The organism is Noviherbaspirillum autotrophicum (genome assembly GCF_000818395.1).
Lineage (GTDB): Bacteria > Pseudomonadota > Gammaproteobacteria > Burkholderiales > Burkholderiaceae_D > Noviherbaspirillum > Noviherbaspirillum autotrophicum.
In genome coordinates this window covers 22474-38827 of record NZ_JWJG01000002.1, presented here as the reverse complement: position 1 = coordinate 38827, position 16354 = coordinate 22474, and the positions used below count along the sequence as shown (strand labels likewise).

Here is a 16354-nt window from a genome sequence, read left to right as displayed (position 1 = left end):
AGGCGGTCTGATCTTTTTGGCGGACGTGGCGCTAGCAGCAACACCGTCGAATTGGCCTCAGGATATGAGCAACCAAGCCACGGCAGCTTCCGCTAACGCGAGTCAGGGACCGACCATTGCAGCCGGCACAACCGGTCTCCCGCGCATCTCGAATACTGGGGCAGATGCTCGTGTGAACGGTGAGATGCGAGTGCAGCAAGGAATGCCGCCATATCCCTTGCCCAAACGAGAAAAATCGACCTTCGCAATTTTTGTCGAAAAGGTGGCGGGAACGTCGCTGGAGATTTTCGGCACGGACTTGTTCGTCGATGCGCCCAGCAATTTCACATCGCTCAATGGTGTGCCGGTGAATGCCGACTATATAGTCGGCCCGGGCGACGAGCTGCAGATTCGCGGTTGGGGTATGGTCGACATTGACCTGAGCGCTACTGTCGACCGCAGTGGTGCAATCTACATTCCACGCGTGGGCTCCGTGCGAGTCGCCGGCGTGAAGTACCGCGATTTACAAGGCCACCTCAAAAAAGCGATCGGTAAGAACTTCAGTAACTTTGAACTGACTGCCAGCATTTCGCAGGCGCGCTCCGTGCAGGTTTACGTAGTCGGGCATGCAGCCCGCCCGGGAACCTATACGCTCAATGCGATGAGCACGCTTCTCAACGCACTGTTTACCTCTGGTGGGCCGGATGCCTCTGGTTCGATGCGCAATATTCAGGTCAAGCGTGGCGACGCAACGATCACGACCTTCGACGTCTATGACATGCTGGTCAAGGGCGACAAAAGCCGTGACGTGCCGCTACAGGACGGCGACGTGGTTTATATCCCCGAAGTCGGCCCGCTGGTTGCGTTGACCGGCAATGTGAAGAGGCCTAGTATCTTCGAATTGAAAGGCCAGTCTTCGCTTGCCGACCTGATGGCATGGGCAGGTGGCTTTGACTCCGCAACCGAATCAAAGCAAGTCGTGGTCGAAAAAAACGTTAATAACAATTACCAGGTCATCGCCGACCTAATTGCTGACAACAGCAATGCCGGCAGCCGGCTAGCAGGTATACCACTGCAACCGGCTGACGTGCTGCGCGTGTTTTCGCCCGGCGCTGTCCCTGTCCAGGCACAGGTTCGCAACGAGTATGTGCGTGTATCGGGGGAAATCAAGCAAAGCGGCGTATTCCAGCTGCGAAAAGGCGAGACCCTGCGCGCACTGATCGCCCGCTTAGGCGGCATCACCGAAGATGGCTATCTCTATGCGATGCAGCTCACGCGTGAGAGCGTACGTCGCGCTCAGCAGGCAAAGCTCAACGAAGTGGCCGACCGCTTCGAGCGGGACATCGAATCAAACGCCAAGCAGCGCCTAGCCGGCACCACTGACAAAGAGAATATCGCAGCTGTCAACGCCGAGCTTGAGCGGCAACGCCAGCTCGCACAGAAAATGCGCTCCATCAAAGCGGAAGGGCGGATCGTACTCGAACTGTCCGATGCTGACGCACAGGTGAAAAATCTGCCGGACCTCGAACTGCAGGGCGACGACGCTATCTACGTTCCGCGCAAGCCGGGCACCGTCGATGTCATGGGCGCGGTATTCCAGCAAAGCGCATTCATCTTCAAACCGCAACGCATCGTCAACGACTACCTCGGCCTTGCAGGCGGCCCGACGGCAACCGCGGACACCTCGGAGATTTATCTGCTGCACGCCGACGGTACTGCGCAAAGCTCGCACAGTAGCGGATGGTTCGGTGGATTGGGCGGCGCACGTGTCAATCCGGGTGATGCCGTCGTCGTGCCGGAAAAAATCGATCGCAACTCATGGACGCAGAGCGTGAAGGAATGGACGACTATTCTTTATCAGTTTGGATTGGGCGCGGCTGGGCTCAAAGTGTTGAAAAACTAACGTGATCGATTTTCATACCCAATATCGGGAGCTTATGTGGAAGTAAATGATGTCTGAGCAAGTCGCACATAAAATGCCTAATCAGGTGCCAGTGTATGAGGGGGAAAGCGACATTCATCTCGTTGATGTACTGATTGCGTTAGGTCGTCACAAAAAACTGGTGTTCGGCTTGCCAGTTATGGGAGGGGCGATAGCACTGGCAGCCTCACTGGCGATGACTCCAATTTTTACGAGCACGGCAAAAATTATGCCACCGCAACAACAATCATCTGGAATGGCTGCGATGCTGGGACAGCTGGGAGGATTGGCGGGTGCGATCGGCGGTGCTACGGGCATAAAGAATCCGAGCGATCTTTATGTTGGCATACTGGAAAGTCGCACAGTGGCCGATAGCCTTATCGCACGTTTTAAACTGAAAGAACGGTATCAAAGTAAAACCATGGATGACGCGCGTCAGGCTTTGACTCGGTCGATTCAGATTGAAAATGGTAAAAAAGATGGATTGATCTCGATTATTGCAAGTGATCAAGATCCTAAGTTTGCGGCGGACTTGGCGAACGCCTATGTCGATGAACTAACCAAGCTCACGCAGACAATGGCAATTTCAGAGGCATCGCAACGGCGCCTTTTTTTCGAGCGGCAGTTAAAAGACGCAAAAGAACAACTGGCTAATGCCGAGGTGGCGCTTCGTACTACGCAAGAAAAAACCGGAATGATCCAGCCGGAAGGGCAGGTACAAGCGATTATCTCAAGTGTCGCGCAACTCAAAGGCACGATCGCAGCGAAGGAGGTCCAGCTAAACGCTATGCGTACCTTTGCTACGGCGCAGAATCCCGAGCTGCTGCGTACACAGGAAGAGCTGCGTGGACTGCAGGCACAGTTGCTCAAGCTGGAAAAGAATCGGCCGTCAAAAGACGGAGACTTCATGCTATCCACTGGACGAATCCCCGAAGCTGGAATCGAGTACGTGCGCAAGCTTCGTGACGTCAAATATTACGAAACAATCTTCGAACTTCTGGCTAAGCAATATGAGCTTGCGAAGATCGAGGAAGCGAAGGATTCATCAATAATTCAATTACTAGATAAGGCAGTTCCAGCGGAAAAAAAATCAAAACCGAAACGCGCAATGATCACACTTGCTGGTTTATTTGGTGGTAGTGCACTTGGCGTTATGTTTGCATTTATATGTGAAGGTTATAGACGCTCTCGCCGTGACCCAAAAAATAGTCAACGGTGGCAAGAATTATCTCTGGCCTGGAAAACTATTCAGGGGAGGTCAGCCTCATGAATATTTTGCTTACTGGGGGCGCCGGTTACATCGGTAGTCATACTGCTCTTGCGTTAATGAGCGAGGGGCATACTGTTGTGGTGATCGACAATTTTTGTAACAGCCAGCCCGATGTCATACTTCGATTGCAAAGGATCTCCGGCAAGTCTGTCCCGATTGTAAAAGGTGACGTGCGCGACACTGATGTGGTTTGCAGGACACTTCAACAATATTCCATCGATGCAGTTATTCATTTCGCGGGCCTTAAGGCGGTGGGGGAGTCAGTAGTAAAACCTATTGATTACTATGCCAATAATGTACAGGGTACTATTAGCCTGTTGCAGGGCATGGATTCATGTGGTGTAAAAACATTGGTCTTTAGTTCAAGTGCCACCGTTTATGGCAATCCACAATATGTGCCTATTGACGAAAATCATCCTACAAGTGTCACTAATCCTTATGGCCGTAGCAAACTGCATATTGAGGAAGTGCTTGCCGATGTCGCCAGATCGGATTCAAGTTGGCGTATTGTATGCCTGCGTTATTTCAATCCAGTAGGCGCTCATGAATCTGGATTGATTGGCGAAGATCCCTGTGGTATCCCCAATAACTTGATGCCGTATCTGGCACAAGTGGCCATCGGAAAACTTCCGTGCCTACATGTGTTTGGCAACGACTATCCAACGCCTGATGGAACCGGTATTCGTGACTATATCCATGTAATGGACTTGGCCGAAGGCCATTCGGCTGCCCTGGATTTCTTAAAGCATCAAAAAGGGTGGCATGCGATAAATCTAGGTACAGGCCGCGGAACGAGCGTCTTGGAAATGGTGCGTGCTTTTGAAGCCGCGAGCGGGAAAAACGTAGCTTATCAAATTACTCAACGGCGTCCAGGGGATATTGCAATGTGCTTTGCTATGGCCGATAAAGCTGCTGAGCAATTGCAGTGGTACGCAAAGCGAAACCTCGCGGACATGTGCGCCAGTACTTGGCGTTGGCAGATTCAATCGGAATCGTAATCAAAAATATAAAGCCATGATTATTCCAATCATTCTCTGTGGTGGATCCGGTACTCGCCTGTGGCCACTTTCCCGAAAAAGCTTTCCAAAGCAGTTTGTATCCCTTATTGACAATAAGAGCCTGCTACATCTGACTCTTGAGCGGCTTGGAAAAATTAATGAGGTTGCCGCTTCGAAATTAATTTGCATCGCAGCCGAGGATCATCGGTTTCTGGTGGCGGAAGCCATGCAAGCTGCTAACGCAGGCGAAAAAATCATTCTTGAACCCGTCGCGCGTAATACTGCCGCTGCAATGGCGCTGGCAGCTCTACAGGCAAAAGCGGATGAGTTATTGCTCTTTTGTCCTGCTGATCACCATATTCCTGATACAAACGCTTTTCTACGGGTAATTGAGCAAGGCAGGAGAGCTGCCGAATCTGGGGCGATCGTCACGTTTGGTGTGATGCCTAGTTTCCCTAGTACGGCTTATGGCTACATAGAGTGCGACAAGGCTAATGAAGATGGAGGCGGTTACAAGGTTGTCCGGTTTATTGAAAAGCCTAATACTGAAAAAGCACAAGCGCTGATTCTTCAGGGTAAAGTTCTTTGGAATGCAGGCATTTTTTTGACTCGCGCTGACACCCTAATTCAAGCATTGCAAGAATATGCACCGGACATTCTCCAAAATTGTCAGAAGGCCATGGCATCTGCAACTAAGGATGAACATGGATCAAGGATATTTGTTCGTCCGGAAAAAAGTGCGTTTACAACATGCCGTTCTCAAAGTATCGACTACGCGGTGATGGAACATCATCCTAATTTAGTTGTCGTGCCTTTCAATGGAGCTTGGAGCGACGTCGGAAGTTGGAATGCGGTTGCTGAATTAGTTGAGCCAGATGGCGATGGCAATCGAATCGAGGGGCATGGGTTGGCTGTGCAAGCTCGCCGAACTTTTATTCATGCCCCATATCGCCCAGTTGTTGCGTTAGGCACGGAGGAGTTGCTGATTATTGATACGGCAGACGCATTACTTGTGGCAGCTCGCACGCATGCAGAGGATGTCAAGCACGTTGTAACTGAATTGGAAACCCGCCAAAGCCCACAGGCGACCTTGCATCGAAAAGTCGCGCGTCCTTGGGGATGGTACGACAGTATCGACATGGGTGAGCGGTTCCAGGTGAAACGAATTGCTGTTAAACCAGGGGCCAGCCTGAGTTTGCAAAAACACTATCATCGCGCTGAGCATTGGATTGTCGTTAAAGGTACCGCAGAAGTCACGTGTGGAAATAGTACCTATCTACTTTCTGAAAATCAGTCTACATACATCCCTATTGGGGAAGTGCATCGTTTACACAATCCTGGCAAAACCGACCTTGAAATGATAGAAGTACAGTCCGGTAGTTATCTAGGTGAGGACGATATTGTTCGATTTGAGGATACCTATGGGCGCGTCCAATAATAAAACAGCCATGAATACTCACTACAAAACGTATGTTGCAGGTCATCAGGGGATGGTTGGCTCTGCCATTATTCGCGCCCTGCAACTGCGGGGGCAGACCAACATTGTTACACGTACTCATGCTGAACTGGATTTGTCTAATCAGGCGGCTGTCCGAACCTTCTTTGAAATTGAAAAGCCGGACCAAGTGTATTTGGCAGCTGCTAAGGTTGGCGGAATTCATGCGAATAACACATATCCGGCCGAGTTTATCTATCAAAATCTAATGATAGAAGCGAACGTCATCCACGAAGCTTGGCGTGTAGGAGTGAGGCAGCTTCTGTTTCTTGGTTCAAGCTGTATTTACCCCAAATTGGCTGCACAGCCCATGACTGAAAATGCTCTTCTCACAGGGGAGCTCGAAGAAACTAATGAGCCATATGCAGTAGCAAAAATCGCCGGTATCAAGCTATGTGAAAGTTATAACCGTCAATATGGTCAAAGCCACGACGTTGATTACCGGAGTGTCATGCCGACTAACTTATATGGCCCGAACGATAACTACCATCCAGAAAACAGCCATGTAATTCCCGCACTTATCCGGCGCTTTCACGAGGCAAAGGTTGCGAATAGCCCCGCCGTTACGATTTGGGGGAGCGGTACGCCGCGTCGCGAATTTCTCTATGTTGACGATATGGCCGATGCCTGCGTTCATATTATGAACCTTGATAAGGCTATCTACGGTGCGCATACTAAGCCAATGCAAAGCCATGTCAACGTTGGATTTGGTGAGGACATAACAATTCGTGAACTAGCTGAGGCAGTAGGAAAGGTTGTCGAATACCACGGAAAAATCGAGTTCGATACTAGCAAACCCGATGGGGCGCCGCGCAAACTTATGGATAGCTCGCTTCTAAACTCACTTGGCTGGGAGGCAAAAATAAGCCTGGATGAGGGTTTGACCCGAGCTTATGAAGATTTTTTGATTAATGGACTCTCGCTGCGCAAGTAAAAAGAGAATACTTGACGCTCAAATTTATGACTACACAAAAAGTTGCCCTCATCACAGGTATTACTGGCCAGGACGGTTCGTATCTTGCTGAATTTCTACTCGAAAAAGGCTACATCGTTCATGGTATTAAGCGCCGTGCCAGTCTTTTTAACACGGAACGTGTTGATCACATCTACCAAGACCCTCATATTCAAAACGCCAATTTCCGGCTTCATTATGGTGACCTCACTGATACTAGTAATTTAATCCGCATAGTGCAGGAAACACAGCCTGACGAAATTTATAACTTGGGTGCACAAAGCCATGTGGCAGTGAGTTTTGAAAGCCCCGAATATACAGCTGATGTTGATGGTATTGGCACGTTACGTCTTCTAGAAGCCATTCGCATTCTTGGATTGGAAAAGAAAACTCGCTTCTATCAGGCCTCGACATCTGAGCTATACGGTTTGGTTCAGGAAGTTCCGCAAAAGGAGACTACTCCGTTTTACCCTCGTAGCCCTTATGCCGTTGCAAAGATGTATGCATATTGGATCACCGTGAACTATCGCGAAGCATACGGCATTTATGCTTGCAACGGCATTCTATTCAATCACGAAAGTCCTCGTAGAGGCGAAACATTCGTAACACGTAAAATCACCCGCGGCCTTGCCAATATTAGTCAAGGACTAGAAAGCTGTCTTTACATGGGCAACATGGATGCTCTACGGGACTGGGGGCACGCCAAGGACTATGTGCGTATGCAGTGGTTGATGCTTCAACAGGAAAATCCCGATGATTTTGTAATTGCGACGGGTGTGCAATACAGCGTTCGTCAGTTTATTGAAATGACGGCCGCCGAACTGGGAATTACTTTACAGTGGCAAGGTTCCGGCGTGAGCGAACAAGGAGTTGTGGCAGCGTTGTCCGGAAATGAACTGCCCGGAGTGAAAGTAGGTGACGTGATAGTTAAGATCGATCCACGTTACTTCCGCCCAACTGAGGTTGAGACGTTGCTTGGAGATCCTGTAAAAGCAAAGCAGAAATTGGGATGGACGCCAGAAATCACCTTAAATCAAATGGTGAAAGAAATGGTTGCTGCGGATTTGGCTAAGGCGAAGCAGCATGCATTACTTAAGCATCATGGCTACAAAATTGCTGTATCCGTGGAGTGAAACAGTGCAAGAGCGATCTGTCATAAGTTCACGTGTGGTTTCTCTTAATAGGACCCACCATGTGCTAGACGTGTCCTTAACGAGCTTTAGTGCAATTGAGTGTCAGGCATGGTAGGAAAACTCTTTAACTTGGCTGGCATCGCTAGAGCTTGGATAACGAAGTCATGTCGCATTTATTCGCTTCATGTCGCCTCCGAAGCAATCCAAGGTTCAAATATCGAAGTTCAGACTGGAAGCCGAATTGATCGAACAAGCGAAATAGGATCATACACATATGTTGGTTGCTATTCGTGCATTACTGCCGCGAAAATCGGAAGATACGTATCAATTGCAAATAACGTGTCAATTGGTCAAGGTGAACATCAGTTGGACCGAGTATCAACTTCGTCACGTTTTTATGTAAATCCATGGTCCGTCTTGACATCAGGTGAATGCGAAATTGGGAGCGATGTTTGGATTGGAGTGGATGCAGTAGTGTTACGAGGGGTTCGCATCGGAGTGGGAGCAGTCGTTGCTGCAAACGCGGTTGTAACACATGATGTCCCACCTTTTGCAATAGTCGCCGGTGTTCCCGCAAGGATAATTAAATTCCGATTCGATGAGTCGCAGCGAACAAAGTTATTGGACTCAGAATGGTGGCAATTAGATGAGGAAGATGCAACGACCTTCGTACACTCATTCGAGAGTAAAAAGGAAGTTGCATGAAACATGCATTTTTACGCGCCGGCGGATTAACGAAGAATTTGATTTTTGATCTTTCCAATCCAAATAACCGAGACAACTGTTTTGAGCCTTATGTGAAATTGAAGGAGGCCTTGGCTACGATCAATTATATGATTGACACAGCCGACACAGTTTGTGATCAGCCAGTTGCCTTTGAAATTCATCAAGACGTTCAGTTATTATCGGCATCACCCATAAATTATTTGCTGATGTTTGAGACTCATTGCATCAAGCCAGAGAATTACGATCCCAATAATTGGAACAGGTATAGGAAAATTTTTACCTGGAACGATTCACTGATTGACGGGGTGAAATTTATTAAATTGGATTTCCCGAATCCGATCATGTTGCCTGATGTGGATGGTTTCGCTAAGCGCGATAACCTTTGTTGCATGATTGCCGGAAACAAGGCAGTGAATCTTTGGGACGAACGTGAGCTTTATAGCGAACGTGTACGAGTTATTAGATGGTTTGAGAAGAATGCGCCCTCTGATTTTCGACTTTACGGGACGGAATGGAATATGCCTGCAGCGGCGCCAGGTGTAATAGGTAGACTTAGTAAGAAAGCTTGGCGTTACATATCGCGATTTGTTGGTTTGACACCATTTCCGAGTTACTGTGGGAAGGTGGAGCATAAGCGGGAAGTTCTGCTTAGAACTCGTTTTGCTATTTGCTACGAAAATGTTAGGGATTTGCCCGGCTATATTACTGAAAAGATTTTTGATTGCTTTTTTTCTGGGTGCGTGCCGGTTTATTGGGGGGCTAATAACATTACTGATTATATTCCGAAAAATTGTTTTATTGACCGCCGTGAATTCTCTGATACGGCAGCGGTATATGAGTATATTAATTCAATGTCAGAAGATACATTCCGGTGTTACCAGCAAAGTATTGCTAATTTTCTTAATAGTAGTGCTGCGTACCGCTTTAGTTCACAAGCTTTTGCCGAGACTGTCGTAAAAACAATAGAGCAGGATCTCGGTTGTGCGTAGTGATTTTTTTTATCTGATCGGCGGACGCCTCGTCAGTGTGATTATTGCACTTGCTTCTATACGCTTCGCAACATCTTTACTTAACCCTGATCAATACGGCATATTCGCCGTGCTAGCCACCTTTCAAGCTTTTTGTGGACTATTTCTTGTCAATCCTGTTGGCCAATATATTAATCGGCACACACATGAATGGGCGGATGAGGGCACTTTGCTCGCACGGTTGCAACGTTTTCACGGTTATGTGTTCTTGGTGGCGCTTATTGGCGCGTTAACCGTTGGTGCTTGGTCTCTCTCGCAATCGTTATCACGATCAGAATGCATTTTACGAATGATCCTAATTGCTTTCATGGTGGTTGCGATCACCTGGAATTCAACATGGATTTCTTTGCTCAATATGATCGGCGCAAGGGGAACCTCGGTATTTTGGTCGACAGTAACAGTATGTTGCAGTCTTGGCCTTTCGTGGGGACTGACTACGATTTGGCACAGTGGATTGGCATGGTTTGCAGGCCAAGCCGTTGGAGCGGCAATAGGGGCGCTTGGTGCCGGCAACATTTTGCACCGTACACTGGCCATGACTAAACGCGGGAGTTGGCCACTCCTTACTGCCGACGCGATTCGTGATTATTGTTTGCCGTTAGCGATAGCAACCGGGTTTATGTGGGCTCAGTTATCTGGCTACAGGCTGTTGCTCGAACACTATTGGGGACTTTCTGCATTAGGATTTGTCGCAGTTGGTTTTGGTTTGGCAAACCAAATCTGGGGTCTGTGCGAGTCCTTAGTGATGCAGTATTTGTTTCCACTCTATTACCGAAGAATTTCGGGCGTGTCTCATACAGATGGTGGCAAGGCGTTTTCCGACCTTCTGAATTCAATCGGCCCAGCATATTTGATTCTAGTCGCTGTCACACTAAGTTCAGCACCCGCTTTACTTATGCTGTTGGTAGCCTCGTCCTACGGTGGCGTTTACAAGTTTGTTTATTTGGGAGCCTTGGTTGAATGTTGTCGAGTGTTGGCTAATGTGCTCGGTAGTGGTGCACAGGTAAAACGCCGCATGAACATTTTGGTACTTCCGTATGCTCTAGGTGCTGCATTTCTGACAGTGTCACTTGTTATGGCCGCTGTAGCCAACTGGTCGTTAGAGCAATCTCTAGTTGCACTGCCCCTGGCGGCAGTAGTAATGTTCCTTGCGATGGGTGAGAGAATGCGGCGAGATTTGTCAATTGAAATTGATTATTCTCGTTGGGGATGGGCGGTTTTAATCGTAGTTATCGTCGCTCCGATTAGCTGGTTTTTCCCTCTAACACCTAAATCCTATATCGAGGCGTTCGAGATACTCGTCGGCATTGGGGCATTGTCGATGATCTGTGTATTTGCTTTGACATGGAAAAACCATGCCTTGAAACGATTATTGACGGTTAATTTGCGAACGGGGGAATGAAGAGGTGATTGTAGTCCGTTTGATTGGTGGCCTAGGCAACCAAATGTTCCAATATGCATCTGCACTTGCATTGGCAAAGCGAACCGGCAGCGACTTGATCCTGGACCTAAGCGCGTTTAAACATTATTCGTTAAGAGATTATGGGTTACAACAATGGAAGATCAGTGCTCGTATCGCAAGCAGCGTTGAACTTAGGAAGTTCCCAAGATGGGGGGCAAGAGTAGCGAGATACACTCAAAAGCTTGGAATTAAGACCCGTTTTTACTCGGAGCTTGGTCTTGGCTTCGATCCAGCATTTATGAAGCTGCATGCTCCGGTCTATTTAAATGGCTATTTTCAATCGGAGAAGTACTTCTTAAATATCCGCAGTATATTGCTTGAAGAGTTCCAACCAAGCAATCCATTGCTAGCTCAAAACAGTCGACATGCGAGCGATGCAATTGAATCTAATAGTGTCGCTATCCATATCCGACGTGGAGATTATGTGTCTAATACACATAATCTCTCCATACATGGCGTTTGCAGCCTAGGGTATTACGAAAGGGCTATCAATATCATCCGGTCAAAAATCGGGCCGGCAAATTTTTTTGTCTTCTCGGACGATATGGAATGGGTGCGTGAAAATATACGCATTCCCGACGAAGTAGTCTTCGTTGAGGGAAACAATGCAAGGCCGGAGGCCGATATACATCTTATGTCACTTTGCAAACACAACATTTGTGCAAATAGTAGTTTTAGCTGGTGGGGGGCGTGGTTAAATCGGAATCCGGAGAAGATTGTTATCGCTCCCGACCCATGGTTTGTTTCGAAGGCTTTAGATTCAAACCATCTGATTCCGCAAGATTGGTTTCAGGTGTCATCATAATGATGAAGTACTCTGTTGTTATGGCAGCGCACCGCCCTGACCATTTCCTCCTTCAGGCTGTCCGTAGTGTCGAACTTGCGATCAGTGATGATGATGCCGAATTAATTGTCGTGGCTAATGGCTTTAATCGCCATGCGGTCGTCGATGTATTGGTACGAGCGAAGATCAGCGACAAAGTCCGTGTCGAAGTCACTGAAATGCCATCGTTAATTTACGCCCTCAATAGAGGCATTGAGCTTGCTCGAGGCGAGTATATTGCACGATTCGATGCAGACGACATTTGCCTGCCAAACCGATTTCGCACACAACATGAAATTGCCACTAAGACGGGAGCTGATTTTATCTTTTCCGACGCAGAAATCATTGATGCTGCAGGCGGTTTAACTGGACAACGCAAAATAGCTGATCGTGGTTTGATGAAAGCTTGCGGTCCAATTCACCCTACTGCATTCATGCGGCGTGAAGCTTTGCTGAAGTTAGGCGGCTATGGGAACCTTGAGTTCAGTGAAGATTATCATCTATGGTTGAGAGCTTCGAGCGAGGGTTATCATCTGGTAGTCGACCATACGCCAGTGATTCAGTATCGTGTCCATTCAGAACAGGCAACGGATAAATCTAAGCTAGTTGATACCTTCGCAACAAATATTGGAATAAAGCTGATAATCGGGATGCGGAAACGAAACCCGAAAATCTTCTTCGGCGCTGCCATAGATACTTTTTACCTGGTCTACAGAAAATGTCGCGCCGCGTTCTCTTGATTACAAATATGTACCCGTCTAGGCGGGATAAAACCTATGGTCGATTCGTACAGCGCTGTGCAGAAAGTCTAGTTGCAGCCGGTATTGAGACTGATATTGTTTCATTACCTAAGCATCATAATTATCTATTTAAGCTTCTAGATTACGTTAGATTTGCCATTCAGGCAAACGTAAAGATATTGAAGCGGGGGTATGATTGCGTTTATGTACATCAACCTCTGCATTCGCTCCTTGTATGTATCCCTGCGCTGATGTTGCGGAGGGTACGACTAGTTCTAAATTTTCATGGCCACGACCTGGTGCCAGTTACTCGACGAGGTGAATTCTTACAAAAAATACTCTCGAGGCTATTTATGGCGGCAAAAATTGTGGTGGTGCCATCCGAGCATTTCAAGCAGATTTTCGACAACGAATTCGGCAATGGAAGGTCTGAAGGAGCCAGGGTTTTTTATTCTGGCGGTGTTCATGATGATTATTTTGCATCAAAGTTGATAGTTGCATCATCCAGACCTCGTTCAGCTTTATTTCTGTCTAGGTTAGTTGAAGGTAAGGGCTGGCGACTATTTATTGAATTAGCACAAAAGTTGCGCGCGGTATATCCGGATTTTAATTTTACTATCGCTGGTGTCGGCCCAGACCGGCAAATAATTGAGAGCGCAATAGCGGAGGCTAACTTGTCGGATTGCACACAATTTGTTTCTGCAACCACTGTTTCACAAAACCGCGACCTGTTTTTATCTCACCGTTATTTTGTTTTTCCAACTTGGTTCAATGAATCACTAGCACTAGTAAATCTTGAAGCAATGGCTTGCGGATGTGTGGTTTTGTCTGCAGATTTTCCAACTGCCTCGGAGTATATCGAGCAGGCCGTGAATGGCTTTCGCATTCCTATTGCAAATTTTGTTGAAACCTCTCTGTTCCATATTTGTGAACTTGAAAATGACATTGCTTTCGTAGATGCAATTTCAAATGATGCACGCACTATGGCTTATAGATTTAAAGAGAGCGACGTAATGAAAAATCTTCCTTCTACCTTAGGGTTGAAAGACTAAATATCAGATGGTTATTAAAGCAGGTAATCTTAAAAACGCAGTTCCTTACTTTTATTTTCGAGTTGGGCCAATGGCGTCCGAATACGTGCGTTCAGTTGACTACGTCTTAATGATAGCAGATGTAGTCTTTGCATACATATTAAAACCTACGGTGGACGAACCGATAGGTCGATATCAGCATTGTTTATTGCAAAAGCGAACTTGCAAGGGCGCTGAATAATGCTTTTGAAATTGGCGTATTTTGTTGAAATAACATGGCTTCTTATAGATGCTATTAGCGGATACTTTCAAAATAGTGGCATCAATTTTTTGGGAAATCAAACCGTGAGTTCGATTTTTCGGCTCGGCACGCTCGGGTTGTTTTTTTTGATTGTGCTGAAGAATGCCCGAATTAGTCGAATCACACCCATAATTTTTTTGCTGATAGCGGTTGTATGGTCAGCGCTGCACGCTATATTCGGGAATTTTGAAGGCACTCAAATACTTGGGGACATGCAGTTCCATATGAAGATGCTGATGGCCATTCTAATGTGCTCCGTGTTAGACGTTCAGGTAAAGCGCTGCGCACTCTCCTTTTCCCAAGTTAATCGGATCTTGGCCGTCAATGCAGCAGTGCTAGTCGCAAACGTTTTCTTAGGCTTCTTAGGCATTGGCTTTGGGCAATATGGCGAATCAATTGATGGGCAACTTATCGGCAGCAAAGGATTTTTCTATGCTGGAAATGAAGTTTCGGCGACGATGGTGGCGATATTCGCGCTCATCCTCTTCATGTGGCAGGATTTTTTTCGGAAAAATACTTTAACCTTGTTGTTGTTAATTGCTATTTTTTTCTTTGTGGCTATCTTATCCCTCAGTAAGACATCACTTATCGGATTTGTACTTGTAGTCGCATTCGCGCTTTACTACTACCAATCGGTCGTTAGTAAGCTGCAGATCGTTTTTCTTGCAATTATTGCGTTGATTGCTTCGTCGGAGTATTGGATGCCGCTCTTTGATGTTGCGATAGAACGTTGGCAGTTCTTCTTCGAGGTAGCTTCTGGGAGTGCTGAGTTCCTGACAAGCGGCCGTATCGATAGGGTTGGCGATTTCGCCAAGTGGCTAGATAGGAGTTCGTTCTTTCAACTACTTTTCGGGGCAGGGCAATTAGGCGATGGTGCACTGGAGACGTTTGAGAACGACTTGTTGGATCTGATTTACATATCGGGATTTTTCGGCGTATTGGTATATTTGGTTTGGATTGGTTGGCTGGCGATGAGCGTTCGACAATTTTGGATGAATGGTAATGATGAGGGGAGATTTAGTGCATTCATGATGGCATTGTTTTTGGGAATAAGTGTGATCGCCGGCCATGTTATCTATTCGGCGATGTTAGCTCCTTTTATTGCACTTATCACTCTCGCACCTCGAATCCGCGTATCCTTTATTTCAGATGCCTATAAATATTCTCGAAAATAGTCTTTTTTTTGGACTCGGTTATGCTTTTGTTATCTATGGGGTGGCGTTTCTACTTAGCGCAATTTTAGTTCGAATAAATGTGACGGTGGCTACAACGGTATCGAAAACAGAGACTCGATACGGGAGTATTGACGGTTTGCGTGGGATGCTCGCTCTTGGTGTGTTTATTCATCATTCTGTCGCAGCATATGGTTATTTCTCATTCGGAATTTGGACGTCGAGTGAATCAGCTTTATTGAATCACTTAGGCGCAACAACAGTTGCCGTATTTTTCATGATTACGGCATTTCTATTTACTTCTCGCGTCGTTTTGGGAAAGCCAGTTAACTGGTATGCCTTATTTTTGACACGGATAACGAGGCTGACCCCCCTCTATGTCATATTCGTTGCTTTCGTCGCTCTCTCCGTATTTTCCCTTACCAACTGGGAGCTTCGTGAACCCTTATTCGAGGTCATAGGGGAAATTGCTCATTGGCTGGCTTTTGTATTCTTTGCTCGTCCCGATATTAATGGATTGGACAAAACATGGATCCTTGTCGCCGGTGTAAATTGGAGCCTCAAATTTGAGTGGATCTTCTATGTTTTCTTGCCTGTCATATATCTGATCTTCAAACCTTGCAAATCGGTGCGAGTTGCAGCTTTGTTATCTGTGGTCTTGTTAATAGTGACGATCGCAATTGGTCGTCTCTACTTTACACATTTTGTATTGGGAATGCTTATCGCAATTCTTTATAAACACCCGAATTTCTTCAAAGTGACTCGATCTTGGCAGTATCGGTGTTTGGCAGCGCTATGTGCTGTCTGTCTGTTGCTGTTTAAGGATGGAAGTGCAACCGCCCCGGCCTTTTTGGCTGCCGTGGCATTTTCTGCAGTCGTTAGCGGCGCGTCGATGTGGGGCATTCTTCGGTGTAAAGGGATGCTGTGGCTTGGCGAGATAAGTTATGGCGTTTACCTCATTCATGGCCTCTTCTTGTATTGGGTGCTGACATACCTTCGAGCTCAAGGCGTTTTGGCTAATCTTGGCCTGATTCCATATGCGCTAGTGGTAGGTGGGATTGCAATTGTTGTTGTGCTCGTGGCCAGTGCAGCACATATATTTATTGAACTTCCTGGCATTCGTGCTGGAAAGCAAATTGTAGACAGACGCAGGTGCAGCTCGGCAGTGCGAGGACAAGCTGATCTATGCTCGTGAAGTTAGCAATGCCATTAATCGTAATCGTTATGAAAAGCGGCGAGTTGTCTTGTTCGGCGACGTTTGTGTGTGGGCTGGGGGAGGGGATATGCCCCGGTCAAGGTTGTGTCATTTTTGGTGCCTCTGTA

Annotated in this window: 14 protein-coding genes; all 14 read left to right on the top strand. The window is 47.1% G+C overall.

Annotated features, from left to right (window positions below):
- The first annotated feature begins 25 nt into the window (after positions 1-25).
- Positions 26-1882 (top strand): SLBB domain-containing protein, encoded by a 1857-nt coding sequence (locus tag TSA66_RS00180; protein ID WP_198358641.1) that lies wholly within the window; start codon positions 26-28, stop codon positions 1880-1882.
- 46 nt (positions 1883-1928) lie between these two features.
- Complete coding sequence (locus TSA66_RS00175; protein ID WP_198358639.1) at positions 1929-3170, top strand: GumC family protein; 1242 nt, start codon at positions 1929-1931, stop codon at positions 3168-3170.
- Positions 3167-4168 carry a UDP-glucose 4-epimerase GalE gene (galE, locus tag TSA66_RS00170; RefSeq protein WP_040038480.1) on the top strand — a complete coding sequence of 334 codons (1002 nt, stop codon included), beginning with the start codon at positions 3167-3169 and terminating at the stop codon, positions 4166-4168. Before TSA66_RS00175 ends, galE begins: the two co-directional genes overlap by 4 nt.
- A gap of 16 nt (positions 4169-4184) precedes the next feature.
- Positions 4185-5606 carry a mannose-1-phosphate guanylyltransferase/mannose-6-phosphate isomerase gene (locus TSA66_RS00165; RefSeq protein ID WP_040038479.1) on the top strand — a complete coding sequence of 474 codons (1422 nt, stop codon included), beginning with the start codon at positions 4185-4187 and terminating at the stop codon, positions 5604-5606.
- A gap of 10 nt (positions 5607-5616) precedes the next feature.
- On the top strand, positions 5617-6597 hold the full coding sequence (gene fcl / locus TSA66_RS00160) for a GDP-L-fucose synthase (protein ID WP_040038506.1): 981 nt from the start codon (positions 5617-5619) through the stop codon (positions 6595-6597).
- A gap of 26 nt (positions 6598-6623) precedes the next feature.
- Complete coding sequence (gene gmd, locus TSA66_RS00155; RefSeq protein ID WP_040038478.1) at positions 6624-7748, top strand: GDP-mannose 4,6-dehydratase; 1125 nt, start codon at positions 6624-6626, stop codon at positions 7746-7748.
- A gap of 108 nt (positions 7749-7856) precedes the next feature.
- Positions 7857-8453, top strand: a complete 597-nt coding sequence (locus TSA66_RS27950; protein ID WP_084199115.1) for an LbetaH domain-containing protein — start codon at positions 7857-7859, stop codon at positions 8451-8453.
- Positions 8450-9463: a glycosyltransferase family 10 domain-containing protein gene (locus TSA66_RS00150; RefSeq protein ID WP_040038477.1), complete on the top strand. Its 1014-nt coding sequence runs from the start codon at positions 8450-8452 to the stop codon at positions 9461-9463. Before TSA66_RS27950 ends, TSA66_RS00150 begins: the two co-directional genes overlap by 4 nt.
- Positions 9456-10904, top strand: coding sequence for a lipopolysaccharide biosynthesis protein (locus TSA66_RS26610; protein ID WP_157691523.1), 1449 nt, complete (start codon positions 9456-9458; stop codon positions 10902-10904). The genes TSA66_RS00150 and TSA66_RS26610 overlap by 8 nt, the downstream gene beginning before the upstream one ends.
- A 4-nt stretch (positions 10905-10908) precedes the next feature.
- The gene (locus TSA66_RS00140; protein ID WP_040038475.1) at positions 10909-11769 is read left to right on the top strand and encodes an alpha-1,2-fucosyltransferase; all 861 of its coding nucleotides are present in this window, start codon (positions 10909-10911) and stop codon (positions 11767-11769) included.
- A complete protein-coding gene (locus TSA66_RS00135; RefSeq protein ID WP_040038474.1) occupies positions 11769-12527 on the top strand; it encodes a glycosyltransferase in 759 nt (252 codons plus the stop codon). Before TSA66_RS00140 ends, TSA66_RS00135 begins: the two co-directional genes overlap by 1 nt.
- On the top strand, positions 12506-13579 hold the full coding sequence (locus tag TSA66_RS25900) for a glycosyltransferase family 4 protein (protein ID WP_084199111.1): 1074 nt from the start codon (positions 12506-12508) through the stop codon (positions 13577-13579). Before TSA66_RS00135 ends, TSA66_RS25900 begins: the two co-directional genes overlap by 22 nt.
- 219 nt (positions 13580-13798) lie before the next feature.
- Positions 13799-15034, top strand: a complete 1236-nt coding sequence (locus tag TSA66_RS00130; protein WP_040038473.1) for an O-antigen ligase family protein — start codon at positions 13799-13801, stop codon at positions 15032-15034.
- Positions 15009-16226 carry an acyltransferase family protein gene (locus TSA66_RS00125; protein WP_084199109.1) on the top strand — a complete coding sequence of 406 codons (1218 nt, stop codon included), beginning with the start codon at positions 15009-15011 and terminating at the stop codon, positions 16224-16226. The genes TSA66_RS00130 and TSA66_RS00125 overlap by 26 nt, the downstream gene beginning before the upstream one ends.
- Positions 16227-16354 lie beyond the last annotated feature (128 nt).